Genomic DNA, 23,944 nt, shown 5'->3' on the forward strand with positions numbered 1-23,944 from the left:
GGAAGAGATGGAGCGATTTCCAATATATTTGTTTGAGGTCATTAATCTCAGCAACAAATCAAGAAAAAAACGTGATATGATGAGAGAAGTTTTTAATTGTTCCAATTAGATCATTAACGAATATAATGATGTACATAAATGTAGCCCAGGAGGTATTTGAACATGAAAGTAGCAGTACTATATGGTGGAACATCTGCCGAGAGAGAAGTTTCCCTTTCCAGCGGTAAAGGAATTATTGCCGCACTTGAACATAATGGGCATGATGTTGTTGGAATTGACTTTCACCCAGAAAAAATCAGCGAAATCCTTAAATTAGATGTAGATATGGTTTTTATTGGCCTTCATGGTAGGTTCGGAGAAGACGGAAGAATTCAAGGTTTACTCGATATGTTAGAAATCCCGTATGTGGGTTCTGGTGTCCTAGGATCAGCAGTAGCGATGGATAAGGCTAAAAGTAAAAAAGTACTACAAGAAACAAACATTCGACTTGCAAAGGACCTCGTGCTAGAGCGAGGCGACAACTATAATGATCTCGACCTTCCATTTGGTTTCCCAGTTGTAGTGAAACCAAATAGTGAAGGATCTACCATTGGATTAACGATCGCACAAAATGAAGAAGAATTAGTACAAGGAATAGAAGAAGCATTTCGCTTTGATACAAGAGTAATTCTTGAAGAATTCATCTCTGGAACAGAGGTTACAGTTGCAGTTCTTGGTGAAAAAGGAAATGTGCGTTCTTTACCTGTTGTTGAGATCGTTCCCCGAAATGCATACTATGATTATGAATCGAAGTATGCAGAGGGCGGCAGTGAACACATCGTTCCTGCACGAATTTCAAAAGAGTATACAGACATGATTCAAGAAGAGTCCATTCTTGCTCATGAATTACTAGGATGTGAAACATATTCTAGAGTGGATTATATCATTCCTAAAGATGGGTCTAAGCCTGTTTTTCTGGAAGTGAATACACTTCCTGGTATGACACCTACAAGTTTATATCCAGATGCTGCTAAAGAAGTTGGGTATACTTATGAAGAAATGATTGAGGAATTACTTCAACTTGGATTAAAAAAATAAAAAATATGAAGCTTAACCTCACAACACTGTGAGGTTTTCTTTTCGAATAGCAAAAAGGGCCTAACTGGTAAGCGTTTGCAAGTTTGTGAAACAAATTGCATAAAATGTGGACGGAATACCTTCTCATAGGATAACTAAACGTGTATACTATGTTTTGAAAGCAAGACAATAGAGTATTCTATTTACTAATGAGATAGTGAAAAATGAAAAATGTTAAATGTGAATGAGTCTAAGGTCACCTTAATTGGCTCTTTTTATGAAAAACACCACAGTAAGGGCATAGTAATGGGAGGTTAAGAAATGGTCGACAAAAACGAAACAGACAATGGACAAAGCAACAAAAAGAAAAGGGATGTATTAGAGTCGACGCAATCGGTCATTAATGAAGCACTTGATAAGTTAGGCTATCCTAAAGAGGTATATGAACTTCTGAAAGAACCTATGAGGTTGATGACAGTCCGGATTCCGGTGAGAATGGATGACGGATCAATAAAAATCTTTACTGGATATCGTGCTCAGCACAACGACTCTGTTGGTCCTACAAAAGGTGGGGTTCGCTTCCATCCAGATGTAACAGAGACAGAAGTAAAAGCATTATCGGTATGGATGAGTCTTAAAGCTGGAATAGTCGATTTACCGTATGGTGGAGGAAAAGGTGGAATCATCTGTGACCCTCGTGAGATGTCATTTAGAGAGCTTGAGAGACTAAGCCGAGGATACGTTAGGGCAATTAGCCAAATCGTAGGCCCTACTAAAGATATTCCTGCTCCAGACGTGTTTACTAATTCTCAGATTATGGCCTGGATGATGGATGAATATAGCCGGATCCGCGAGTTTGATTCTCCTGGATTTATTACAGGTAAACCGCTTGTTCTCGGTGGATCACATGGTCGAGAGTCTGCAACAGCAAAAGGTGTAACCATCTGTATACGCGAAGCAGCTAAGAAAAAAGGCATCAAGATCGAAGGAGCTCGTGTTGTAATTCAAGGATTTGGTAACGCGGGTAGTTTCCTTGCCAAGTTTATGCATGATGCAGGAGCAAAAATCGTAGGGATTTCGGATGCTTACGGTGCCTTGCATGATCCAGAAGGCCTTGATGTGGATTATTTATTAGATCGTCGTGACAGTTTCGGTACAGTCACAAAGCTATTCAAAGAAACGATCAGTAATAAAGAACTTCTTGAACTTGATTGCGATATTCTTGTTCCGGCAGCAATTGAAAACCAAATTACAGAAGAGAATGCACATCAGATCAAAGCAAGTATCGTAGTAGAAGCTGCGAACGGTCCTACAACAATTGAAGCGACCAAAATACTTACTGAGAGAGGCATCCTTCTTGTGCCAGATGTTCTTGCTAGTTCTGGAGGAGTAACCGTGTCTTACTTCGAATGGGTTCAGAATAATCAGGGCTACTATTGGACGGAAGAAGAAGTAGAAGCGAAGCTTGAAAAGGTTATGGTAAATGCATTCAACTCCATTTATAGAACCTCAGAAACACGTCGTGTCGATATGAGGCTTTCAGCTTATATGGTTGGTGTACGAAAAATGGCTGAAGCATCACGTTTCCGTGGTTGGATTTAAATAGTTGATATTGTGAACGAAATTCCCTATCATTCAGGTAGGGAATTTTTTGTTTGTTATGAGTACAATAAAAATAAATCGTTTTTATATGGATTGTTGCAGGAGTGAGGGAATATGAGAGAAGAAAAGGTTGTTATTATTGGAGCTGGACCTTGTGGCATGTCCGCTGCAATTGAACTTCAAAATCATGGATTCGATCCATTGATTATTGAAAAAGGTAATATTGTAAATGCAATTTATCATTATCCAACGCACCAAACGTTCTTTAGTTCGAGTGAAAAGCTTGAAATAGGCGAAGTGCCGTTTATTATCGAAGAAAGAAAACCTAAACGGAACCAAGCACTAGCTTATTACAGAGATGTAGCGAAAAGAAAAAACCTTCGAATTCACTCGTTCGAAAAGGTAAATAAAATCGTAACGAATGAAGACGGATTTGTTATCGAGTCAGAAAAAATTCACGAGTCTAAAGAAATCACCTATCATGCAACGCATGTTGTTATTGCAACTGGGTATTACGATAGTCCGAACTTCATGGGCATCCCAGGTGAGGACCTTGATAAAGTGATGCATTATTTTAAGGAACCACATCCGTATTTTAATAAAGATATCGTGGTAGTTGGTGGGAAGAACTCAGCTGTTGATGCAGCTTTAGAGCTTGAAAAAGCCGGAGCGCGTACGACGGTACTTTATCGTCAGGGAGAGTACTCAAAAAGTATTAAACCGTGGATTTTACCTGAATTTGAAGCACTTGTAAGAAATGATAAAGTAAAAATGGAGTTTAATGCAGAATTAATTGAAGTTCGAGAAAAAGAAATCGTGTATACGGTGAATGGAGAACAAAAAACAATTCCAAATGATTTTGTTTTCGCTATGACGGGCTACCATCCTGATCATTCATTTTTAACAAAAATCGGAATTGATATCGATGTAGAGTCTGGTAGACCTACATTTGATCCAGAAACAATGGAAACAAATGTAGATAAGTGCTATATTGCGGGTGTAATAGCTGCAGGGAACAATGCGAATGAAATTTTTATTGAAAATGGTCGCCATCACGGAGCGCAAATAGCGAAGGATATCATCTCAAAAGAAAAAAAGCCTATCTAAGCGGTAGGCTTTTTTTACTTTGATTGTTATCTAAGGAAGAGCTGTTGTAATTCTTTTATGTCTTCCGTTGCTTCTAGAGCGACAAGCAGTTTCAATCTTGCTTTTTGTCCGTTCAAACCGTTTGAGAAAACGACTCCCAGCTCTTTAAGGTGCTTTCCACCACCTTCATACCCATACACATCTTGTACGATTCCATTAAAACAGCGGGAAACCATCACAACTGCGATTTCTTTTTGTCTTAACTGTTTAATGCCGTTTATCGTCTCAGGGGGGAGGTTCCCTTGTCCTAGGGCCTCAATTACGATGCCGTTAATGCCAAGCTCACCGGCAGCGTGAAGAAGCTGAGAATCCATCCCTGCATACGCTTTTAACAACATGACCTTTTTACTTAATTTTGAGATGTGATAACGGTCTCGGTTTGTTAACGTATGGTGAAAATGCACACGTTGTTTTGTAACGATTCCGATCGGTCCGTACTGAGGGCTCTGGAATGTAGATACGTTACTCGTGTGAGTTTTAGTGACGTTCTTTGCTGTGTGTATTTCGTCGTTCAGTACAACCAAAACACCTTTCCCTTTCGCTTCTTCGCAACATGCAACTTTCAAAGACGAGATCAAGTTATAAGGACCATCAGACCCAATTTCATTACTTGATCGCATAGCACCTGTCATCACGACCGGTAAATCAGTTTGTAAAATCAAATCGAGTAAGTATGCGGTCTCTTCTAGTGTATCGGTGCCATGTGTGACAACCACACCACTGATATGCTCTTTTTTTATTCTGTTTTCAATTCGTTCTGCAATGTTGAACATAAGCTCTGGGCTCATATGTGGAGAAGGGATGTTTATAAAGTCATCAACAATAATATCGACATCATGGATCAGGTCACTCAACGTTGCGTTAAGAGGGTTTCGTTCACCAGGGCTTACAGCTCCAGATTCTCCATTTTCCTTCATAGCGATCGTCCCGCCAGTATGTAACACAAGTATTTTACTCAAAATCTCACCTCGGCACATTTTTATTTAGTTTCCATAAATAAAGTAACATGGTACGATAAGAAAAGTATAGATATTGTAAGATTGCTTTTTCATCATCTACCTTGTAGAAATGGGGAAAGCCAATGTTAGCGGCTATAACTGCTGGAATTGCTCCAGGTATTGCACTTCTATGTTTTTTTTATTTAAAACACCATCAGTATGAATCTGAGCCCATAAAGCCAGTAGTGAGAAGCTTTGTGTTCGGTGCTATGCTTGTTTTTCCAGTAATGGTTATTCAGCATGGCTTTAAAGTGGAACATTTCTTGCAATCTCCTTTCAGTCAATCTTTTATTATGTCAGGATTGCTTGAGGAGTTTTTAAAGTGGTTTATTTTTTATTTTACTGTGTATATTCACTTAGAATTCAGTGATTTCTATGACGGAATTGTATATGGTGTAGCGATTTCGCTAGGTTTTGCTTCCGTAGAGAATGTCTTCTTCTTGTTCGCATATGGCATTCAAGAAGCATGGTGGCGTGCGCTGTTACCAGTTTCTAGTCACGCATTATTTGGAGTGATAATGGGGTCTTACTTAGGCCGTGGAAAGTTTTCTTTACAAAACAAGGTTGGAAAATGGATCGTGTTATCCCTTCTTATTCCTGTCTTGTTTCACGGTACGTACAATTACCTCGTTCTTCAATTCAATAATAATACGGTTTATATGATGATTCCGTTCATGTTGATATTATGGTCGATTGGTCTCAGAAAAATAAAAGTAGCAGATATAAATCAAGCCAAGCTGATGCAAACGAAAGAAGATGCGAGTATACACTGATTTATGAAGGTGCCTTTTTGGCACCTTTTTTGTTTATCTCGAAAAGAACGTTTGTATAAAATACCTTTCGATACAAAAACTACATACATGAATACACATTGATCAGGAGGTCCAGACGATGAGGAAGGTATTTAACATATTGAAAATCCCTCTGATAATCGGTTTGTTGTGCGTACCGCTTATTACAGTGCTCGATCATAACCAGCAAGTAGACGCGTTTTCAAATCAAGTTATCCAAAAAGGGGCAACAGGTGATGATGTGATTGAGCTTCAGGCGCGGTTGAACTATATCGGTTTTTACAAAGGCAAAATAGATGGTGTATTCGGTTGGGGCACGTATTGGGCAGTTCGAAACTTTCAACATGAATTTGGTTTAACGGTCGATGGACTAGTAGGATCTGAGATGAAAGCGAAGCTGAATAAAGCAACGAAATATGATCCATCTGTAAAGCAAAAGGTTGGTCAAGGGAAAGGCACAGGGAATACGGGTGGTGGCTCATCTTCAGGCGGAGAAGGAGCCTCTAAGGCGACTCAAGGAAAGAACACACCTGCGGGTTATTCACAGAACGATATCAAACTCATCGCTAACGCAGTATATGGAGAAGCTAGGGGAGAGCCATATGAAGGACAAGTTGCAGTGGCTGCTGTTATATTGAACCGTGTTCAGAGCTCTTCTTTTCCTAACACGGTGTCTGGAGTAATCTTTGAACCTCGCGCTTTTACAGCTGTATCAGATGGACAGATTTGGCTAACGCCGAATGACCGAGCAAAAGAGGCTGTCCTAGACGCGGTTAACGGTTGGGATCCTTCTGGGGAAGCGCTGTACTACTTTAATCCTAACACTGCAACATCAGGATGGATATGGAGCCGTCCTCAGATTAAACGAATCGGAAAACATATTTTCTGTGAATAGTGGAGGTGATTGAATCATGATTAGGTCGATCTTAATTGGAGCACTTGCCATTGGCGTTGTTTCGACTAGTTACTGGGGGTACAAGGAACATCAAGAGAAAAATGCCGTATTGATCAATGCCGAGAATAACTATCAGCGAGCATTCCATGAATTGAATTTCCATGTTGATGCACTTGAAGAGAAGATAGGATCCACTCTTGCTATGAGCTCACAAGCGCGTTTGTCACCGGCGCTCGCTGAGGTTTGGAGGTTGACTTCAGAAGCTCAAAATGATGTAGGGCAGCTACCGTTGACGCTAATGCCGTTTAACAAAACAGAAGAATTTCTATCAAATATAGGACAATTCAGTTATCGCGTAGCAATAAGAGATCTTGATGAGAAACCATTATCCAATGATGAATATGACACGCTCAAAAAATTGCATAAACACGCAACTGAAATTAAGGATGAGCTTAGAAAAGTTCAGGCGATGGTGATCAATCATAATTTGCGATGGATGGATGTTGAATTAGCACTAGCCTCTGAAAAGCAAGCTCAAGATAATACGATTATAGATGGTTTCAAGACGGTCGATAAACAAGTAGAAGGATACAGTGATGTGAACTGGGGGCCAGAGGTCACGCAATTGAATGAGAAGAAAGAGAATTTGGAGAAGAATATTGAAGGAAAGAAATTAAGTGAGGAAGAAGCAAAAAAAATCGTGATCGATTACCTAGATATTGAGAGTAATGCGAAGATCGATATTACCTCAACTGGTAAGAAAGCAGGATACCAGGCGTATAGTCTATCGATCGAAAATCCTAAAAACAAATCAAGTGTCAATCTAGATGTAACTAAAAGAGGAGCGCATCCGATCTGGATATTGATGGACCGAAAGATCGGTAAGCAGAAAATTAGTTTAAATGAAGCTGCGGCCAAAGCAGAGAAGTTCTTGCAAGAGCATGACATTACGAATATGGTCATCGTAGATAGCAGTCAATATGATAAGATGGGCGTTTTTACTTTCGTGTATAAACAGGATGATATCAACATATACCCTGATGCCGTTCATATAAAAGTAGCGCTTGACAATGGTGACATCGCTGGCTACGAATCATTAGAGTATTTAACAAACCATCACAGCAGAAAGCTTACAAAACCAGCGATATCGAGGGAAGAGGCATTAGGACAAATTAATGAGAGTGTTCAGATTATGGAGGAAGGCTTAGGTGTCATTCGAAATGATCTTGGTGAGGAAGTATTGTGCTATGAATTTATGGGTACGATTGATAATGAAACGTACAGAATCTTTATTAATGCTGACAACTTACGAGAAGAAAAAGTAGAAAAGATGGATGGTACAGAAACGAATTACGATGCTCTTTAGTGAGGTGATGGAATGAGAAATGTAGAGCGGCTGTTAATCAAGCTAGTTGTGATTCAGTTCGCGTTCCTGCTCATTGCTCAAGCTCTTTTAACTCAAGACAGTTTTCGCATATACTTGAGTAAAACACTCTACTACGAGGGGGTAGTTAACGGTCAGCAGATGCCTGCCAAACGGCAATAGTTAATAGACCGTACCCCCTGATTGTGTTATGATTAATTGGAAAGTTCGAGTACAAAAAAGCAGGATTTCCTGCTTTTTTGTACTTTGTAGAACCTTTTATAATAATGGTGACCAATGAACTATGGGGGAAAGATTACTATGAGAAAAAGCATTAATATTGCAATAGATGGTCCAGCAGGAGCTGGAAAGAGCACAGTTGCGAGAAGAGTAGCAGATAAGCTTTCTTTTCTATATATAGATACAGGAGCAATGTATCGTGCTCTAACTTATAAAGCAATTGAAAACAACGCCAACCTTGAAGATGGACCGGTTTTAAAGCAACTATTAGATAAGACAGAGATCGATCTTCAACTAGGAGAAAAAGATCAACACGTTCTAATCGACAACATCGATGTAACAGAAGATATTCGTTCTTCGGAAGTAACCAACAACGTCTCTTTTGTGGCAAGACAAAGTGAAGTACGTGTAGAGATGGTGAAGCGTCAACAGCTTTTAGCTGAAAAAGGCGGGGTTGTTATGGATGGAAGGGATATTGGCACACATGTGCTTCCTCAAGCAGAGTTGAAGGTTTTCTTAAGCGCATCCGTTGAAGAAAGAGCTGCACGCCGTTATAAAGAACTTATTGATAATGGTATACAAGCAAATTACGAACAAATCAAAGAAGAAATAGCTCTACGCGATAAACGAGATTCAGAACGTGAGGTAGCACCTCTTGTGAAGGCAAATGATGCAGTAGAGATCGATACTACGACAATGACGATTTCTGAAGTAGTCCATCATATCCTACTATTAGCGAAAGAGAGGGCTTGATTCAGTGAGTTTATATGATGTAGGTAGAGGATTGTTTCGAGTTTATTTTAAAATATTTAACAGAGTGACAGTAATTGGTGAAGAGAACATCCCAACAGACAAGGGCATTCTTCTCTGTTCAAATCATATTAACAACCTCGATCCACCTTTAGTAGGAGCGATGTGTTCACGACAGGTTCGTTTCATGGCGAAATCAGAACTATTCAACATTCCAGTGCTAGGTAAATTAATTTATAACGTTGGTGCTTTTCCAGTGAAAAGGGGAATGAGTGATAAACAAGCCCTTAGGAGTGGAATAGGCATATTAAAAAACGGTGAGGTTGTAGGTTTGTTTCCTGAAGGCACAAGAAGCAAGACTGGTCAGCTTGGGGATGGCCTTTCAGGAGCTGGATTCTTCGCACTCCGTCCCGAGGTTAGGGTTGTTCCATGTGCGATTATGGGTTCTTATAAACCGTTTGGCAAATTGAAAATCATTTACGGGAAACCTGTAGATCTATCGCCCCTTAGAGAAGAGCAAGGAGCAGCCAAGAAGGCGACCCAAGCAATCATGCAAGAAATACAGCAGCTTATTGACGCTAACCGTTAACATTCATTATTTTCAAAAAAAACAAATAAATGTTCCAGGATACTTGACAAATTCACTGATTTTAGTGAAAGTTAAAGGAAAGGGTGATTAACTTTTCATAAAATTCTTTCGCTGATAGTAAGTGGAAGGCTTTTATAAATATTATTGAAAAGTTCTATTTCTTTTGGATTGAAGGAGGAGTTTGTCAATGGTTGAAGAGATGAATCAGGAAATGACTGAGTTCAAATCGTTCGAAGTTGGAGATGTGGTAACTGGAAAGATCTCCAAAGTCGAGGAGAAACATGCATCGGTGGATGTGGGTTTTAAAATGGATGGAGTGCTGCCTATCAGCGAACTGTCAAGCCTTCACGTCGAAAAAGTCAGTGACGCACTCTCAGAAGGCGATGAAATAGAAGTGAAAGTAATCAAGGTATCTGAGGATGAGTTAGTGCTTTCTAAGAAAGCAGTAGAAGCTGACAAAGCATGGGACGAGCTCGAAGCAAAGTATCAAAAAAGCGAGGCATTTGAAGTGGAAATAGCTGACGTCGTTAAAGGTGGACTAGTAGTTGACCTTGGAGTACGTGGGTTTATTCCTGCATCTCTTGTTGAGCGCCATTATGTCGAAGACTTTGCTGATTATAAGGGCAAGAGTCTAAGTGTTAAGATTGTGGAATTTGATCCTGAAAAATCAAAAGTTATTCTTTCACATCGCGCTGTGTTAGAACAAGAAGCGGATGTTAAGAAGCAAGAAACTCTAGCTTCTCTTCAAGCAGGGCAGATCGTTGAAGGAACGGTTCAACGCCTGACTGATTTCGGTGCTTTTGTAGACATCGGTGGAGTAGATGGACTCGTACACATCTCTCAGATGGCGCATCACCGAGTTGAAACACCATCTGAAGTTGTAGCAGAAGGACAGAAGGTGAATGTCAAAATCCTTTCAGTCGACAGGGATAACGAACGTATCTCTTTATCTATTAAAGAAACGTTACCTGGACCTTGGGAAGAAATTGAAGGAAAAGTAAAAGCTGGCGATGAAATTGAAGGAACTGTTAAACGTCTTGTAAGCTTCGGTGCTTTTGTTGAAGTGGCACCAGGAGTAGAAGGACTCGTTCACATTTCTGAGATTTCAAACAAACATATCGGCACTCCTCATGAAGCACTATCTGAAGGAGAAACCGTTCGAGTGAAGGTACTTGATGTAAATCTAGACGAGAAACGCATCTCACTTAGTATTAAAGTACTAGAAGCTGAACAAGTATCTAGTCAGGTTGAAGAGTATCAAAAAGATGGAGACGGAAATTCTCCGTTTTCTCTTGGCGATATGATCGGTGATCAACTTAAAAAATATAAATAATGCTTTTATAAAGCTCTCTGCCCTTGGCAGAGAGCTTTTTTTATTTTCTGCTCACTTTTGTCCGTTTCTTTTCCTAGCTTGTTCAGGCCCCTCCATAGTAGAAGACCCTCGGTATTCGATCGACTGATCACGATCAGACTCAACCTGTTTCGATCTCTTTATTTTTTTCTCTTGCCTGTTTGTTCCCATAAAATAATCCCTCCTTTGCTTTATTATGATGAAATAAAACCGGAAACCTTATACATTTTTTAATTAATGGTCTAATCCCTTAGAAAATTTCCCATACTGAGCATAGTAGGGAGTGATCGGTGTGGATGGTGCATTGTTTGTTTGGTTCAGTTGGATCGGTGTTATCATCATAGGATTTTTCATGGAGCCATCTCAAAACAACAAAAAAGTGATTGTTCTCTGTCTAATGATGCTTTGTACAGCAAATGTGGAGATACCCTTGGAACAATTTAAAGTAAATGGAGCGTTAATGTTGTGTTGGCTATTAGGCTATTTTTTACTAATGAAAACGCTGCATATGAACATAGCCTACGCTGCTTTAGTCGTCTTAATGCTAACGGCAGCCTACGCATCAATTGAACTATTCTCGATCTATGATCCTGTTTTTAGCTATTTATACACACCCTGGGCTATAGGTCTAGCGTTGTTTACAATTGTCCATCTTACTGTTAATGGTCCAGGACAAAGGTGTGCTTTATTGATTCTTTCGATCGTTCAAGGAGAAATTATCCTGTCGATTATCTATCAGCAGATGGGAATTCACACCGTGATCGGAAGGTATGTTTCTTTAGATATTATGGCTATTGCTGTAATGGGAACTTTCGTGTGGGAAGGCTTTGTTCAGTTAACTAGCCACTTGGAAAATGTTTTGAAAAAACATCAAGAAAGACGTGGGTATTCATGAATGAATTTACAATTCCAATAGTCTTTAGCGTCGTTATCGGCACTTTGTCTCGTATTTATATGTTTAGGACTGATTACCGTCAGTACCCCACATTCCCCCATGGAATGATAATTCATCTTGCGCTTGGATTTATTGCTGCAGCGCTCGGTGCTTTAGTAGTACCATCGATCATGTCAGAAGAATTCACAGCGGTTACTTTTCTGACCTTAGCGGCTTCTCAATTCAGAGAGGTAAGAAACATGGAGAGGAAAACGCTAACTGAAATGGATACATTAGAACTAGTTCCTCGAGGTGCTTCTTATATTGAAGGAATCGCAGTTACATTTGAAGGACGAAATTATTTAGTTATATTCATTTCATTTGTAACTTCTCTTGCGTATTTGTCTTTAAATATATGGGCTTCTTTCGTTGCAGCCTTCCTTGCATTTTTAGTTGCAAAAAAATATATGACTGGAAGTAAGTTGGGGAAAATCGCTACGATCGAACATTCAAATCTGTCTTTTGAAGGTGCAGGATTATATGTAGACAATATTTATATTATGAACATAGGGATTCCAGAAAGGCAGGAAGAAATATTGAATCATGGTCTTGGGTTTATTATTAGCCCGAAGAATTTCGATGCAAGGATGACGATAGGGAACTTAGGACAACGCCAAGCGATTCTTCATGACCTTGCCATTTCCCTTGGGGTATATCGTGATTCTGGAACGCCGGCATTAGTTCCCTTAATTAAAAGAGATCTCGACGATGGTCGTATAGGAGTATTTATTCTTCCTCAGAACAAAAATGTCGAACTCGCGAAAAAAATCATATCGCAAGTTCCGACTCTTGAAAATGCTATTCGAATGCCGACAGAGACCAAGGAAAAAGGAAGTGATCAGTCGTGATATTAGAGAAAGCAATCCTGGCTGCTATTACCGATTCTGTTAATAAAGTCCCGGTTGGCGGAAATGTGTTCGTTTGTGAGACAAAGTCTGAAATGGACAAAGTAGCTGCAGAGTTGGAGGCGATTTTGGATGGTATTGCGCATAAATTAAGCAATGATGTGTACATTATCGTCAAACATTAGCTATATACTCTGTTGTTCATTGGTTGCTTTTTTGATAAGATATAAAAGCTATCAAGAGACTACACCCTTCTTAGTAAAGGAGGGTTTTTTACAATGAGCTACTGGAAAGTTTGTCCACGACTTTCTAGAGGTAAGCTTTAGATAGATACTTATTTTGAAAGGACGTGTACATATTGGCTAAGCCAGTTGTCGCAATCGTAGGTCGTCCAAACGTTGGGAAATCGACCATATTTAATCGTATAGTAGGAGAAAGAATTTCAATTGTTGAAGATACACCGGGAGTTACAAGAGATCGTATTTATAGTTCGGCAGAATGGCTGAATCGTGATTTTCATATTATTGATACAGGTGGTATCGAAATTGGAGACGCTCCATTTCTTTCTCAAATTCGATACCAGGCAGAAATAGCTATTGATGAAGCTGATGCAATCATCTTTATGGTTAATGGTAGAGATGGAATTTCTAATGCTGATGAAGAAGTAGCGAAAATCCTCTACCGCTCAAAGAAACCAGTCGTCTTAGCTGTTAATAAAATTGATAACCCTGAACAACAAGCTTTGATTCACGACTTTTATTCTCTTGGAGTAGGCGCGCCTTTCCCAATTTCAGGATCGCACGGACTTGGACTAGGAGATTTACTAGATGAAGTATTTAAATCATTCCCTGAAGAAGGCGAAGTTGAATACGACGAGAACACGATAAAATTCTCTGTGATTGGCCGACCGAACGTTGGAAAATCTTCTTTAGTAAATGCAATTCTAGGAGAAGAGAGAGTAATTGTAAGTGATGTAGCGGGTACGACTCGGGATGCGATCGATTCAACCTTCACAAAAGAAGGACAGGATTATGTAATCATCGACACCGCGGGTATGCGTAAACGTGGTAAAATATATGAAAATACAGAAAAATACAGTGTTCTAAGGGCAATGAGAGGTATTGAACGTTCAGACGTTGTTCTTGTTGTTATCGATGGCGAAGAAGGCATTATTGAACAGGACAAGAAAGTAGCGGGGTATGCTCATGAAGCAGGTAAAGCCGTTATCATCGTCGTGAACAAATGGGATGCGGTAGAGAAAGATGATAAGACGATGCGTAATTTTGAGCAAAAAATCCGTGATCATTTCTTATATCTAAGTTATGCACCAATCGTATTCCTTTCTGCAAAAACAAAGCAACGCCTTCACACTTTACTACCTGTTATTAATACCGTTGCAGAAAATCATACGCTACGGGTGAAAACGAACGTCTTAAACGAGTTGATTATGGATTCTGTAGCGATGAATCCAACTCCAACTGATAAGGGTAGAAGACTGAAAATAAACTACGCGACTCAAGTTGCAGTTAAGCCGCCTACCATCGTGTTGTTCGTGAATGACCCTGAAATGCTTCATTTTTCATATAAACGCTTTTTAGAAAACAGAATTCGAGAAACATTTGGCTTCCAGGGAACGCCACTTCGTATTCTTGCAAGAAAGAAGAGCGAATAAGTTTATAAGCGCTAAGCATCTCTTTTGAGGGGGGAATTTGATGGTCGCAATTCTGATTTGCGTTGCTGCTTATCTACTCGGATCTGTTAGCTTCAGCTATTTAATCGCTCGAATTGTGAAAAAGATAGATATTAGAGAACATGGAAGTGGAAATGCGGGTGCAACGAATACTCTTAGAGTTCTAGGAACAGCACCTGCAATCATTGTCCTCGCACTCGATGTCTTGAAAGGAGTTATTGCTGTCTGGTTAGGTTATTGGTTTGCAGCAGAACCTATTGTACCGTTTCTAGCAGGAATCGCTGCTATCATCGGTCATAATTGGCCAGTATTCTTCGGATTTAGAGGAGGAAAAGGAGTAGCGACTACGATCGGTGTGTTCGCTACACTTGCCTTCTTGCCAGCTCTATATGCTGGGATTCTCGCAATTATAGCTATATTCATTACGAGATATGTGTCACTCGGATCTCTTATTTTCGTTGTATTAACACCAGCATTTATTTTCTTATTAGGTGGTAATCCAGCATCGTATGTATTACTCGGGTTTATTGTAGCTATGTTATCGCTTTGGAGACATCGAACGAACGTTAAACGACTTCTATCAGGCACAGAAAGTAAGCTTGGACAAAAAGTAGAGCAGTGAGGAGTGAGATAGAATGGCAACTATTTCAGTAATTGGTGCAGGTAGCTGGGGAACAGCACTTGCTATAGTTCTTGCAGATAACGATCACCACGTCAAGGTATGGTCAAGGCGTGAGGATTTGGCAAAAGAAATAAATCACGATCACACGAATGAAAAATATTTGCCAGGAATAACCTTACCTACATCTTTACAGGCAACCACTTCTCTTTCTGAATGTGTAGAAGGTACAGATGCGATCCTACTCGTTACTCCTACAAAGGCATTAAGAGACGTTCTTCCTGAGCTTAAAGGGTTACTCGTGAATCCGGTATCGATCATCCATGCAAGCAAAGGGATCGAACCTGGATCTCTCATGCGTATTTCAGAAGTTATTGAAGAAGAGATTCCAGAACATCTTAGAAAATCAGTTGTCGTGCTTTCTGGCCCAAGCCATGCAGAAGAGGTCAGCCTCCGTCACCCTACGACGGTTACAGTCTCTTCTAAGGACATTAAAGATGCAGAATATGCTCAAGATCTCTTTATCAATTCGAATTTCAGAGTATATACAAATGATGATATTATTGGCGTCGAACTTGGTGGAGCCTTGAAAAACATCATTGCTTTAGGGGCAGGACTATCCGATGGATTAGGTTATGGAGATAATGCAAAAGCGGCTCTCATTACACGAGGTCTTGCTGAAATTGCCCGCCTTGGTGCAGCTATGGGAGCTAACCCCCTTACGTTCATGGGACTGACAGGCATAGGTGACTTAGTCGTTACATGTACGAGCGCGCACAGTCGTAATTGGCGTGCAGGGAATTTGCTCGGTAAAGGCAACAGTCTCGATGAAGTTCTAGAGAACATGGGGATGGTTGTTGAAGGAGTTCGTACCACAAAGGCAGCATACCATCTTGCTAAGGAACAAAACGTTGAAATGCCGATAACGTCAGTATTATATGAAGTGCTTTTCAATAATAAAGAACCAAAAGATGGTGTTGACCAACTTATGGGGAGATTGCGTACACATGAAACTGAGGACCTGACTTCACTATTAGCTGATAAGTTTGAATTGAATAGAAAACAATAGCACCCAATTTAATTAATTGGTAAAGCACGAAGTTTTTCTCCTTGCATACACTATGTTGAACCTTAATGGTAAGGAGGAAACAGTGTGAGCGATTTGTTTGATAACATTGAAAAGAAAACCAATGTTAAAAAAGAAGACATATTTAAATTGGCTGACTCGGTCCAGGGCGCAGATTTTTCAGATGAAAGAACGGTGCGCAGACTCATAGCTAACGTAGCACGTGTAGCAAATGTGAATGTAACGAAAGAAAAGGAAGACCGAATTGTAAAGGCCATTGTTAATAAAAACATACCTTTGGATTTCGCTTCCATTGCAAAATTATTCAGCCAGAAATAGGAAAAGTATTCGAAATTTAGGCGTTTAAACGATACCGTATGAATGAAACATCATATACTGATACAGAACGATTATTGAGCAGAAGCATACTTCAAATGAAATTCGTATAGTCAAAGCTGAGGAAAATGCCCCTTTCTTCAGCTTTTTATTTGTGGGTACATAAAGAATTCAAACTTTCATCATGCGTCATTAGGACGGACCGTTGAAATTTTGATATAATGATGGGCAGCAGTTAGATTAGACTGGGGGAAATTAAATGTCACCGGGATTAATAAAAATGTGGGTTGCGCTATCATCGATGGGATTGATGTTTATTGCTGTACTCGCAATCATGTTTAGTAGAGCCAAATTAAAGGGTGTAATGAAAGTTATCGTTTCAACCTTCGCTTATTTATGTATGTTCACATCAGGTGTTCTCATGCTTCTCGTCGTATTTACAGGTCCAACAGATTAAGGAATGCTCGAAATAATACTTATAAGGAATGAAAATCATGAAAAAATTTGGACTACAGTTCCTTTTATGGACAGGTGTCTTACTTATTCTTTCTGGTTGTTTGTATCCAGAAAGTAGAAAAGGAGAAAATAGAATACCATACACCGATCAAATCGACTCAGTTCAGACTGCTGTTGATCAATACCAGGAAAATAAATCTGTCTTACCAATCAAAACAAGGGACCAAGATACGCCGATCTATCAAAAATATCCAATCGATTTCAAAAAAATAGTCCCTTCATATTTACAAGAACCGCCTGGGAACTCTTTTGAAAATGGTGGGGTGTTTCAATATGTATTAATCAATGTAGAAGAAGAACCAATGGTTCGAATCTTGGATTTGATTATTGTAGAGGATGTGAAGGACCTACAATTAAGAATCAATGATTATAGAAGAAATCACAAGTACCCTCCTTTCAAAGACATTCTGGCCAAAGATCGGTATTCTATTGATTATGAAAAGCTAGGTATGGATACAGAACCAACAATTAAGAGTCCGTTTACAAACGATGACCTTCCTTTTTTTCTTGATGAAAAAGGAAATGTTCATGTAGATTATCGAAGTGATTTGAACAAAGCCATCACGAATAACCCTGAGCACTCCTATAAAGAAGGAGAGGATATTAGAGATCTATTAGCATTTAATTCCTTCTACGTTCCTGTATCTTCTGTACCGTACACAATTGATAATGGTAAAGCTGTTTTTTTAGTAAAATAGGTATTTTCCCTCCTCTTTAGCAATACATCTAATAAAAAGAGGAGGGACTTTTTTATCTGGAGGATGTATAGAGGGACGAAGGTTTTTCTCGTAAATCAAATGCTTTTACTTTGATTTGTCATATTTGTTGGACAACATCATAGAATGATAGTGTCCAAGTAAGTCTGCGGTCAGTATTGAATTATTCCATCCACAGAGGTGGAATTCAGGAGGCGATCACGTGGAGAGAGTGGATATCTTCAAAGATATCGCAGAGCGTACAGGAGGAGATATATACCTGGGGGTCGTAGGTTCTGTTAGAACAGGTAAATCAACATTCATCAAGAAGTTCATGGAATTAATCGTACTGCCGAATATGGAAAGCGATTCTGATCGTGCTAGAGCACAAGATGAGCTTCCACAAAGCGCTGCAGGACGAACGATTATGACGACTGAACCAAAGTTTGTTCCAAATCATGCGATTCAAATTCATGTTGAGGATGGACTAGATGTTAATGTGCGACTTGTAGACTGTGTTGGATATGCTGTACCAGGTGCGAAAGGGTATGAAGATGAAGATGGCCCAAGAATGATCAATACACCTTGGTACGAAGAGCCGATACCTTTCCAAGAAGCTGCTGAAATCGGTACACGAAAAGTGATACAGGAGCATTCCACTCTCGGTGTAGTGATTACAACAGATGGGTCGATTGGAGAAATTCCTCGACATGACTATCTTGAATCAGAAGAAAGAGTCGTTGAGGAGTTAAAGGAAGTCGGCAAACCGTTTATTATGATTGTGAATTCAGCTCACCCACACCACCCTCAAACGGAAGCGTTAAGGGGAGATCTATCCAATAAGTATGATATCCCAGTTATTTCGCTAAGTGTTGAAAGCATGACTGAGCATGATATCAATACTGTGATGAGAGAAGTACTATATGAGTTCCCAGTGCTCGAAGTAAACGTCAATTTACCAAGCTGGGTGATGGTGCTTCATCAAGATCATTGGCTTAGACAGAACTATGAAGATTCAGTTAGAGAAACGGTTAAGGACATCAAAAGGCTACGAGATGTTGACCGAGTAGTGGGTAACTTTGAAGAATTTGAGTTTATTCAAAATGCTCGCTTAGCAGGGATTGAAATGGGTCAGGGCATCGCAGAAATCGATTTATATGCTCCGGAAGACTTATATGACCAGATTTTAAAAGAAGTTGTAGGAGTCGAAATAAGAGGAAAAGATCATTTGCTGCAATTAATGCAAGAGTTCGCTTTTGCCAAAGCAGAGTATGATCAAGTGTCAGATGCACTCAGAATGGTTAGACAAACTGGATATGGAATTGCAGCCCCATCGATTGAGGATATGAGTCTGGATGAACCAGAAATTATCCGTCAGGGCTTGAGATTCGGAGTGAGATTAAAGGCCGTGGCCCCATCCATCCATATGATAAAAGTGGATGTGGAGTCTGAGTTTGCACCTATAATTGGAACTGAGAAACAAAGTGAAGAACTTGTGAGGTACTTGATGCAAGACTTTGAAGAGGATCCGCTTTCAATCTGGAATTCTGATATTTTCGGAAGATCTTTAAATTCTATCGTAAGAGAAGGCATTCAAGCAAAGCTTGGTCTCATGCCAGAGAACGCGAGATATAAGCTTAAAGAAACCTTAGAGCGAATTATTAATGAAGGTTCAGGCGGATTAATTGCGATCATATTATAAAAGAGCCGACTCCATTAGCTGGAGTCGGTTTTTCGTATTGTTTTTAGAGTGAAGCAAGATTTCACATGGCATAGTGCTCAATCTATATTTCAGCAAAATATTGAGCTAAAGCGTTTACAATTAGTAAAAATAGAGGATAATAGATAAAAATTCCCTTAAAAATCGCTTAAATCGGGACAAACATATTGAATTCTTTCGCGTCTTCGTATAATATAGGGCTTGCAAACGTACTAAACGTGCATTGCTCCGTATAAATATCGGATATTCTGTGAATGAATGTATGTATCCATCTCTCTTGAGAGGAGGTGAACGGAATGAACAAGACAGATCTTATCAATTCTGTTGCAGAATCTGCAGAGCTTTCTAAAAAAGAAGCTACAAAAGCTGTTGATGCAGTTTTTGATAACATTATGCAGTCCTTGCAAGAAGGTGACAAAGTTCAACTAATTGGTTTTGGTAACTTTGAAGTCCGTGAGCGTTCTGCTCGTAAAGGGCGTAACCCTCAAACTGGCGAAGAGATTGAAATCGCTGCAAGCAAGGTACCTGCTTTTAAACCTGGTAAAGCCCTTAAGGATGCAGTTAAGTAAATACATAGGGCAGAAGAAGAGTCGCACCTTATGCGACTCTTCTTTTTTGCTAACTGATCCTCCGTGTGCTAAAATTTTCATATGTATTGTAAGGTCGTGAATGGAGGAGTAAAGACGAATGTTCGAAGTTAATCATGGAAAAATAGAAGAAGCAGTTAAAATGATCCTAGAAGCGGTCGGCGAGGATCCAGAACGCGAAGGTCTAGAAGATACGCCTAAACGTGTAGCACGAATGTATGAAGAAATTTTCCAAGGGCTAAATCAAGATCCGAAAGAGCACTTCCAAACCATTTTTGGAGAAGATCATGAAGAGTTAGTCCTTGTTAAAGATATTCCTTTTTATTCAACATGTGAGCATCACCTCGTTCCTTTCTTTGGTAAAGCTCACGTTGCATATATTCCAAAAGGGGGCAAGGTTACCGGTCTTAGTAAGCTTGCAAGAGCAGTCGAAGCTGTCACAAAGCGCCCACAGCTCCAAGAACGCATTACTTCAACCATTGCTAATACAATGGTCGATACACTTGAACCTCACGGTGTAATGGTTGTGGTGGAAGCTGAACACATGTGTATGACGATGAGAGGTGTGAAGAAACCAGGTTCTTCAACAGTAACTTCTGCAGTCAGAGGAATATTCGAAACTGATACTGCGGCTAGAGCCGAAGTACTTGGCTTAATTAAGGGTTAATCCTGATTTAGGAGGGATATCATGAAATTAGAGAACAATGATTTCTTCGTAATAAAGGCACTTGAGAATGGTGTGAACGTGATTGGACTAACGCGTGGTTCTGATACGAGGTTTCATCATTCTGAGAAGCTAGACAAAGGTGAGGTAATGATTGCTCAGTTCACTGAGCATACTTCTGCCGTGAAAATAAGAGGGAAGGCTGTTATTCAAACCAGTCATGGGGAGATTAACAACGATGAGTAAAGCAGGGTATTAAAGCCTGCTTTTCTTCTTTTATCACCGCTTCAGTTTCGTTTTAGCATAAGCCTTCTTGTGCTATACTAAGTGTAAATACATACTCTACTGGATGATATGTTAGGGGTAAGGGATATGAACAATCCGATGGATCATAAACATAAACAACTAAACATCGTACGGGAAAAATTGCAGTCTCGTTTGGCACATTCCTACTTGCTTCGTTTCATCGATATCCCAGTTATTGATGAAGAGAGGCTGTATTTGTTCCACGAGATGTTAGAGCAGACTTCGCTCGAGAAGGAAAGAAAGCAGGATACGCTGCTGTCGATTATGCTTGTACAAATTGCGCTAGATACACATGAGCGTATCTCACTAGCGGATGTTCAGAATGAAGATGAGCGCAAAAACAGACAGCTAACTGTATTAGCGGGTGACTATTTCAGCAGCATGTATTACCACATACTTTCTAAATGGCAAGACAATGATCTGATTCGAACACTTTCAGGGGCTATTCAAGAAATCAATGAATCAAAAATGTCTTTTTATCATGCTGAAGAGCAATCTGTCGATCACATATTTAGCAACTTGAAAGATATCGAATCCATTCTCATACGAAAAGTCGCAGATCATTTCGACCTCGGTGAGTGGAAGTCGTTCGGTACACAATACTTTTACTTGAATCGATTGCTTTTTGAAAGAAAGCAAGAGCTCATTCAATCTGGTACCAATCTGCTTCACAAAATCGCATTCTCGTTTCTTTCGGTTAAGGAGTCTACATTGACCACCGAACAAACTGCTAAGGCACGATCGGTTCTAGATTCTTATGTGGATCACGCAAAGAAAGACATTGATTTTCTGTTCCAACAGTATTCGGATTTTCATCGTTGGTTTCATAACAGGCATGAATTTTACTGGGGACTGAATGGAGTTCAGGAAAAGAAAATGGCGGAAGAGGGATAAAGAGATGGCTACCACCAAAGAAGAACGAGTTCATCAAGTTTTCCAATCGATTTCAAAACGATACGACGTAATGAATTCGGTTATCAGCTTTCAGCGGCATAAAGCTTGGCGGAAAGATACGATGAAGCGAATGGAAGTAAAAGAAGGAGCAGAAGCACTAGATGTTTGCTGCGGTACCGCAGATTGGACACTTGCAATGGCTGAAGCAGTCGGTGAAAGTGGACGGGCGATCGGATTAGATTTTAGTGAGAACATGCTAGAAGTAGGCAAAGCCAAAGTTAAGAATCAAAACAAATCGAATGTCACTCTTATCCATGGTAATGCGATGGAGCTTCCTTTTGAGGACAATTCTTTTGATTACGTTACGATTGGCTTTGGGTTACGTAATGTACCTGATTACAATCAGGTTATTAAAGAAATGTACAGAGTTGTAAAGCCTGGGGGCCGTGTCGTATGCCTTGAGACTTCACAACCGACCTTACCTGTGTTTCGTCAGGTGTATTATGGTTACTTTAAGTTTGTAATGCCGGTACTTGGGAAAATGTTTGCTAAAAGCTATGATGAATATTCCTGGTTGCAGGAATCGGCTAGTTCATTTCCTGGCGCTGAAGAGTTAAGGAAATTATTTCTTTCAAATGGGTTCGATCGAGTAGATGTAAAACCATACTCAGGTGGAGCGGCTGCCATGCACATGGGCTTTAAACCAGAAAAGGAAATCACACACTAAAGATATTTGTGAAAATCAGTTAGGTGGATCTCATGAAACTAACAACGATATATGCCTCATTAAAAAAAGACTTAACGTTTATTGAATCAGAACTCGAACAAACAGTGAACGCTCACCATCCGGTTTTAAGAGATGCATCTAACCACCTTCTTAAAGCGGGAGGGAAGAGGATTCGTCCAGTTTTTGTGTTGCTATCTGGAAAGTTCGGAGATTATGATTTATTAAAGATGAAAAATGTTGCTGTTGCTCTAGAGCTTATTCATATGGCATCTCTCGTTCATGATGATGTAATCGATGATGCTGAAATGAGAAGAGGAGCAAAAACCATTAAGGCTCAATGGGACAATCGTGTAGCGATGTATACGGGAGATTATATATTTGCACGAGCATTAGAGTTGGTGACGGAGCTTGAAGATTCAGAAGCGAACAGTATCTTATCCAACGCGATCTTAGAAATGTGTATCGGTGAAATTGAACAAATTAAAGACCAGTTTAATTGGAATCAGAATGTAAGAGATTACTTCCGAAGAATTAAGAGGAAGACGGCATTATTGATCTCAATTTCCTGTGAACTTGGCGCCGTTGCAGCTGGTGCTTCTAAATCAGAGCAGTGGTATTTAAAGCAGTTTGGCTATTATGTTGGAATGGCCTATCAGATTACCGATGATATTCTAGATTACACAGGAACAGTTAAAGAGTTAGGGAAACCTGCTGGGGGTGACCTCCTACAGGGGAATATTACGTTGCCGGTCTTATATGCGATGAACAAGGGGAACTACAAGAGTGATATCATGAACGTATTCTCAGAAGATAAGCCAGTTTCTCAAGAGGAAGTGAACCAGGTTCTATCGATTGTTAAGTCTTCTGGAGGGATAGAATTTGCTCGTGAGATAAGCGATCGCTACCTTCAAAAGGCGTTTCATGCTCTTGAACATTTACCATCTACTTCATCAAGAACCTCACTTAAACAAATCGCAGAATACATAGGAAAGAGAAAACATTAAAAAGTAATGTTGTTATTTTTTCGAAAATTTGATAGAATTTGGAGGGCAGAAAACGCTTTCTGCCCAATACATATAACTTGTTGAAAGTGAGGAGATTTACATGGAGAAAACGTTTTTGATGGTAAAGCCTGATGGCGTACAAAGAAACCTCATCGGTGAAATCGTTTCCCGTTTTGAGAAGAAGGGTTTTAATTTGGTAGGAGCTAAATTGATGACGGTTTCAAAAGATCTCGCAGAAAACCATTATGGTGAACATAAAGAGCGTCCTTTCTTTGGCGAACTTGTTGACTTCATTACTTCTGGTCCAGTTTTCGCAATGGTATGGGAAGGCGAGAATGTCATCTCGACTGCTCGTACAATGATGGGAGCAACAAATCCTAAGGATGCAGCTCCAGGAACAATCCGCGGAGACTACGGTGTACAGGTTAGCATGAACGTAATCCATGGTTCAGATTCTCCAGAAAGCGCTGAGCGTGAAGTATCATTATTCTTCAATGAAAATGAAGTGAATGAGTATTCAAAAACCATTTCTAAATGGGTTTGATTTTTTCAGTAATATG

General features: G+C 39.8%; 29 protein-coding genes. 27 read left to right on the forward strand and 2 right to left on the reverse strand.

All coding sequences use genetic code 11. The features are described from left to right. The first annotated feature begins 162 nt into the window (after positions 1-162). The 3 genes from SJY16_RS08645 (at position 163) to SJY16_RS08655 (ending at position 3,765) form a co-directional block, all read left to right on the forward strand. Complete coding sequence (locus SJY16_RS08645) at positions 163-1,077, forward strand: D-alanine--D-alanine ligase (protein WP_377888766.1); 915 nt, start codon at positions 163-165, stop codon at positions 1,075-1,077. Positions 1,078-1,377: 300 nt separating this feature from the next. Further along, positions 1,378-2,658, forward strand: coding sequence for a Glu/Leu/Phe/Val family dehydrogenase (locus tag SJY16_RS08650; protein ID WP_377888767.1), 1,281 nt, complete (start codon positions 1,378-1,380; stop codon positions 2,656-2,658). 114 nt (positions 2,659-2,772) lie between these two features. Continuing rightward, the gene (locus tag SJY16_RS08655) at positions 2,773-3,765 is read left to right on the forward strand and encodes a YpdA family putative bacillithiol disulfide reductase (RefSeq protein WP_377888768.1); all 993 of its coding nucleotides are present in this window, start codon (positions 2,773-2,775) and stop codon (positions 3,763-3,765) included. A 26-nt stretch (positions 3,766-3,791) separates the two neighbouring features. Here the strand turns inward: SJY16_RS08655 and SJY16_RS08660 are convergent, their stop codons facing one another. Beyond that, on the reverse strand, positions 3,792-4,763 hold the full coding sequence (locus SJY16_RS08660) for an asparaginase (protein WP_377888769.1): 972 nt from the start codon (positions 4,761-4,763) through the stop codon (positions 3,792-3,794). Between the two features lie 122 nt (positions 4,764-4,885). Here SJY16_RS08660 and prsW point away from each other — a divergent pair, with 122 nt between their 5' ends. From prsW to rpsA, 7 genes are all read left to right on the forward strand, one after another. Continuing rightward, complete coding sequence (prsW, locus tag SJY16_RS08665; RefSeq protein ID WP_377888770.1) at positions 4,886-5,575, forward strand: glutamic-type intramembrane protease PrsW; 690 nt, start codon at positions 4,886-4,888, stop codon at positions 5,573-5,575. A 118-nt stretch (positions 5,576-5,693) separates the two neighbouring features. Next, the gene (gene sleB, locus SJY16_RS08670) at positions 5,694-6,488 is read left to right on the forward strand and encodes a spore cortex-lytic enzyme (RefSeq protein WP_377888771.1); all 795 of its coding nucleotides are present in this window, start codon (positions 5,694-5,696) and stop codon (positions 6,486-6,488) included. A 16-nt stretch (positions 6,489-6,504) separates the two neighbouring features. Further along, entirely contained in the window at positions 6,505-7,854 is a 1,350-nt protein-coding gene (ypeB, locus tag SJY16_RS08675) for a germination protein YpeB (RefSeq protein ID WP_377888772.1), read from the forward strand. A gap of 12 nt (positions 7,855-7,866) precedes the next feature. Then, a complete protein-coding gene (locus SJY16_RS08680; RefSeq protein ID WP_377888773.1) occupies positions 7,867-8,034 on the forward strand; it encodes a DUF5359 family protein in 168 nt (55 codons plus the stop codon). A gap of 138 nt (positions 8,035-8,172) precedes the next feature. Further along, entirely contained in the window at positions 8,173-8,844 is a 672-nt protein-coding gene (cmk, locus tag SJY16_RS08685; RefSeq protein WP_377888774.1) for a (d)CMP kinase, read from the forward strand. Positions 8,845-8,848: 4 nt separating this feature from the next. Continuing rightward, the gene (locus SJY16_RS08690) at positions 8,849-9,430 is read left to right on the forward strand and encodes a lysophospholipid acyltransferase family protein (RefSeq protein ID WP_377888775.1); all 582 of its coding nucleotides are present in this window, start codon (positions 8,849-8,851) and stop codon (positions 9,428-9,430) included. A 187-nt stretch (positions 9,431-9,617) separates the two neighbouring features. Continuing rightward, a complete protein-coding gene (gene rpsA, locus SJY16_RS08695) occupies positions 9,618-10,763 on the forward strand; it encodes a 30S ribosomal protein S1 (RefSeq protein WP_377888776.1) in 1,146 nt (381 codons plus the stop codon). Between the two features lie 51 nt (positions 10,764-10,814). On the opposite strand, the gene SJY16_RS08700 is transcribed toward rpsA, so the two are convergent. Further along, positions 10,815-10,952, reverse strand: coding sequence for a YpzI family protein (locus tag SJY16_RS08700; protein ID WP_377888777.1), 138 nt, complete (start codon positions 10,950-10,952; stop codon positions 10,815-10,817). Between the two features lie 121 nt (positions 10,953-11,073). On the opposite strand from SJY16_RS08700, the gene SJY16_RS08705 reads away from it, so the two are divergent. From SJY16_RS08705 to ndk, 17 genes are all read left to right on the forward strand, one after another. Beyond that, complete coding sequence (locus SJY16_RS08705; protein ID WP_377888778.1) at positions 11,074-11,676, forward strand: YphA family membrane protein; 603 nt, start codon at positions 11,074-11,076, stop codon at positions 11,674-11,676. Then, positions 11,673-12,563 carry a YIEGIA family protein gene (locus tag SJY16_RS08710; RefSeq protein ID WP_377888779.1) on the forward strand — a complete coding sequence of 297 codons (891 nt, stop codon included), beginning with the start codon at positions 11,673-11,675 and terminating at the stop codon, positions 12,561-12,563. Before SJY16_RS08705 ends, SJY16_RS08710 begins: the two co-directional genes overlap by 4 nt. Further along, a complete protein-coding gene (locus SJY16_RS08715; RefSeq protein WP_377888780.1) occupies positions 12,560-12,745 on the forward strand; it encodes a capping complex subunit for YIEGIA in 186 nt (61 codons plus the stop codon). The genes SJY16_RS08710 and SJY16_RS08715 overlap by 4 nt, the downstream gene beginning before the upstream one ends. 173 nt (positions 12,746-12,918) lie before the next feature. Continuing rightward, positions 12,919-14,232, forward strand: a complete 1,314-nt coding sequence (gene der / locus SJY16_RS08720) for a ribosome biogenesis GTPase Der (protein ID WP_377888781.1) — start codon at positions 12,919-12,921, stop codon at positions 14,230-14,232. 40 nt (positions 14,233-14,272) lie between these two features. Beyond that, on the forward strand, positions 14,273-14,872 hold the full coding sequence (plsY, locus tag SJY16_RS08725; RefSeq protein WP_377888782.1) for a glycerol-3-phosphate 1-O-acyltransferase PlsY: 600 nt from the start codon (positions 14,273-14,275) through the stop codon (positions 14,870-14,872). 13 nt (positions 14,873-14,885) lie between these two features. Then, positions 14,886-15,938: an NAD(P)H-dependent glycerol-3-phosphate dehydrogenase gene (locus SJY16_RS08730; protein WP_377888783.1), complete on the forward strand. Its 1,053-nt coding sequence runs from the start codon at positions 14,886-14,888 to the stop codon at positions 15,936-15,938. Positions 15,939-16,022: 84 nt separating this feature from the next. Beyond that, positions 16,023-16,274, forward strand: a complete 252-nt coding sequence (locus SJY16_RS08735) for a stage VI sporulation protein F (RefSeq protein WP_377888784.1) — start codon at positions 16,023-16,025, stop codon at positions 16,272-16,274. A 256-nt stretch (positions 16,275-16,530) separates the two neighbouring features. Next, positions 16,531-16,728: a DUF2768 domain-containing protein gene (locus SJY16_RS08740; protein WP_377888785.1), complete on the forward strand. Its 198-nt coding sequence runs from the start codon at positions 16,531-16,533 to the stop codon at positions 16,726-16,728. Positions 16,729-16,765: 37 nt separating this feature from the next. Continuing rightward, positions 16,766-17,485 carry a hypothetical protein gene (locus SJY16_RS08745; RefSeq protein ID WP_377888786.1) on the forward strand — a complete coding sequence of 240 codons (720 nt, stop codon included), beginning with the start codon at positions 16,766-16,768 and terminating at the stop codon, positions 17,483-17,485. 220 nt (positions 17,486-17,705) lie between these two features. After that, positions 17,706-19,184, forward strand: a complete 1,479-nt coding sequence (spoIVA, locus tag SJY16_RS08750) for a stage IV sporulation protein A (RefSeq protein ID WP_377888787.1) — start codon at positions 17,706-17,708, stop codon at positions 19,182-19,184. A 314-nt stretch (positions 19,185-19,498) separates the two neighbouring features. Then, positions 19,499-19,771, forward strand: a complete 273-nt coding sequence (locus SJY16_RS08755) for an HU family DNA-binding protein (RefSeq protein ID WP_224877993.1) — start codon at positions 19,499-19,501, stop codon at positions 19,769-19,771. 118 nt (positions 19,772-19,889) lie between these two features. Beyond that, positions 19,890-20,456, forward strand: coding sequence for a GTP cyclohydrolase I FolE (gene folE, locus SJY16_RS08760; protein ID WP_377888788.1), 567 nt, complete (start codon positions 19,890-19,892; stop codon positions 20,454-20,456). A gap of 21 nt (positions 20,457-20,477) precedes the next feature. Then, positions 20,478-20,699 carry a trp RNA-binding attenuation protein MtrB gene (gene mtrB / locus SJY16_RS08765; RefSeq protein WP_224877989.1) on the forward strand — a complete coding sequence of 74 codons (222 nt, stop codon included), beginning with the start codon at positions 20,478-20,480 and terminating at the stop codon, positions 20,697-20,699. Between the two features lie 126 nt (positions 20,700-20,825). Beyond that, entirely contained in the window at positions 20,826-21,653 is an 828-nt protein-coding gene (locus SJY16_RS08770) for a heptaprenyl diphosphate synthase component 1 (RefSeq protein ID WP_377888789.1), read from the forward strand. Positions 21,654-21,657: 4 nt separating this feature from the next. Then, entirely contained in the window at positions 21,658-22,380 is a 723-nt protein-coding gene (locus SJY16_RS08775; protein WP_377888790.1) for a demethylmenaquinone methyltransferase, read from the forward strand. A gap of 32 nt (positions 22,381-22,412) precedes the next feature. After that, the gene (gene hepT, locus SJY16_RS08780) at positions 22,413-23,384 is read left to right on the forward strand and encodes a heptaprenyl diphosphate synthase component II (protein WP_377888791.1); all 972 of its coding nucleotides are present in this window, start codon (positions 22,413-22,415) and stop codon (positions 23,382-23,384) included. A 100-nt stretch (positions 23,385-23,484) separates the two neighbouring features. Next, entirely contained in the window at positions 23,485-23,928 is a 444-nt protein-coding gene (gene ndk, locus SJY16_RS08785; protein ID WP_377888792.1) for a nucleoside-diphosphate kinase, read from the forward strand. Positions 23,929-23,944 lie beyond the last annotated feature (16 nt).

It is taken from the genome of Alkalihalobacillus sp. R86527 (assembly GCF_042466185.1).
In the GTDB taxonomy this organism is placed as follows: domain Bacteria; phylum Bacillota; class Bacilli; order Bacillales; family Guptibacillaceae; genus Guptibacillus.

Bases quoted from the DNA above. Each gene is read 5' to 3' on its own strand.
- SJY16_RS08645 (WP_377888766.1), top strand. From the start codon at position 163: ATGAAAGTAGCAGTACTATATGGTGGAACATCTGCCGAGAGAGAAGTT.
- SJY16_RS08650 (WP_377888767.1), top strand. From the start codon at position 1,378: ATGGTCGACAAAAACGAAACAGACAATGGACAAAGCAACAAAAAGAAA.
- SJY16_RS08655 (WP_377888768.1), top strand. From the start codon at position 2,773: ATGAGAGAAGAAAAGGTTGTTATTATTGGAGCTGGACCTTGTGGCATG.
- prsW (WP_377888770.1), top strand. From the start codon at position 4,886: ATGTTAGCGGCTATAACTGCTGGAATTGCTCCAGGTATTGCACTTCTA.
- sleB (WP_377888771.1), top strand. From the start codon at position 5,694: ATGAGGAAGGTATTTAACATATTGAAAATCCCTCTGATAATCGGTTTG.
- ypeB (WP_377888772.1), top strand. From the start codon at position 6,505: ATGATTAGGTCGATCTTAATTGGAGCACTTGCCATTGGCGTTGTTTCG.
- SJY16_RS08680 (WP_377888773.1), top strand. From the start codon at position 7,867: ATGAGAAATGTAGAGCGGCTGTTAATCAAGCTAGTTGTGATTCAGTTC.
- cmk (WP_377888774.1), top strand. From the start codon at position 8,173: ATGAGAAAAAGCATTAATATTGCAATAGATGGTCCAGCAGGAGCTGGA.
- rpsA (WP_377888776.1), top strand. From the start codon at position 9,618: ATGGTTGAAGAGATGAATCAGGAAATGACTGAGTTCAAATCGTTCGAA.
- SJY16_RS08700 (WP_377888777.1), bottom strand. From the start codon at position 10,952: ATGGGAACAAACAGGCAAGAGAAAAAAATAAAGAGATCGAAACAGGTT.
- SJY16_RS08710 (WP_377888779.1), top strand. From the start codon at position 11,673: ATGAATGAATTTACAATTCCAATAGTCTTTAGCGTCGTTATCGGCACT.
- plsY (WP_377888782.1), top strand. From the start codon at position 14,273: ATGGTCGCAATTCTGATTTGCGTTGCTGCTTATCTACTCGGATCTGTT.
- SJY16_RS08730 (WP_377888783.1), top strand. From the start codon at position 14,886: ATGGCAACTATTTCAGTAATTGGTGCAGGTAGCTGGGGAACAGCACTT.
- SJY16_RS08740 (WP_377888785.1), top strand. From the start codon at position 16,531: ATGTCACCGGGATTAATAAAAATGTGGGTTGCGCTATCATCGATGGGA.
- SJY16_RS08745 (WP_377888786.1), top strand. From the start codon at position 16,766: ATGAAAAAATTTGGACTACAGTTCCTTTTATGGACAGGTGTCTTACTT.
- SJY16_RS08755 (WP_224877993.1), top strand. From the start codon at position 19,499: ATGAACAAGACAGATCTTATCAATTCTGTTGCAGAATCTGCAGAGCTT.
- folE (WP_377888788.1), top strand. From the start codon at position 19,890: ATGTTCGAAGTTAATCATGGAAAAATAGAAGAAGCAGTTAAAATGATC.
- mtrB (WP_224877989.1), top strand. From the start codon at position 20,478: ATGAAATTAGAGAACAATGATTTCTTCGTAATAAAGGCACTTGAGAAT.
- SJY16_RS08770 (WP_377888789.1), top strand. From the start codon at position 20,826: ATGAACAATCCGATGGATCATAAACATAAACAACTAAACATCGTACGG.
- SJY16_RS08775 (WP_377888790.1), top strand. From the start codon at position 21,658: ATGGCTACCACCAAAGAAGAACGAGTTCATCAAGTTTTCCAATCGATT.
- hepT (WP_377888791.1), top strand. From the start codon at position 22,413: ATGAAACTAACAACGATATATGCCTCATTAAAAAAAGACTTAACGTTT.
- ndk (WP_377888792.1), top strand. From the start codon at position 23,485: ATGGAGAAAACGTTTTTGATGGTAAAGCCTGATGGCGTACAAAGAAAC.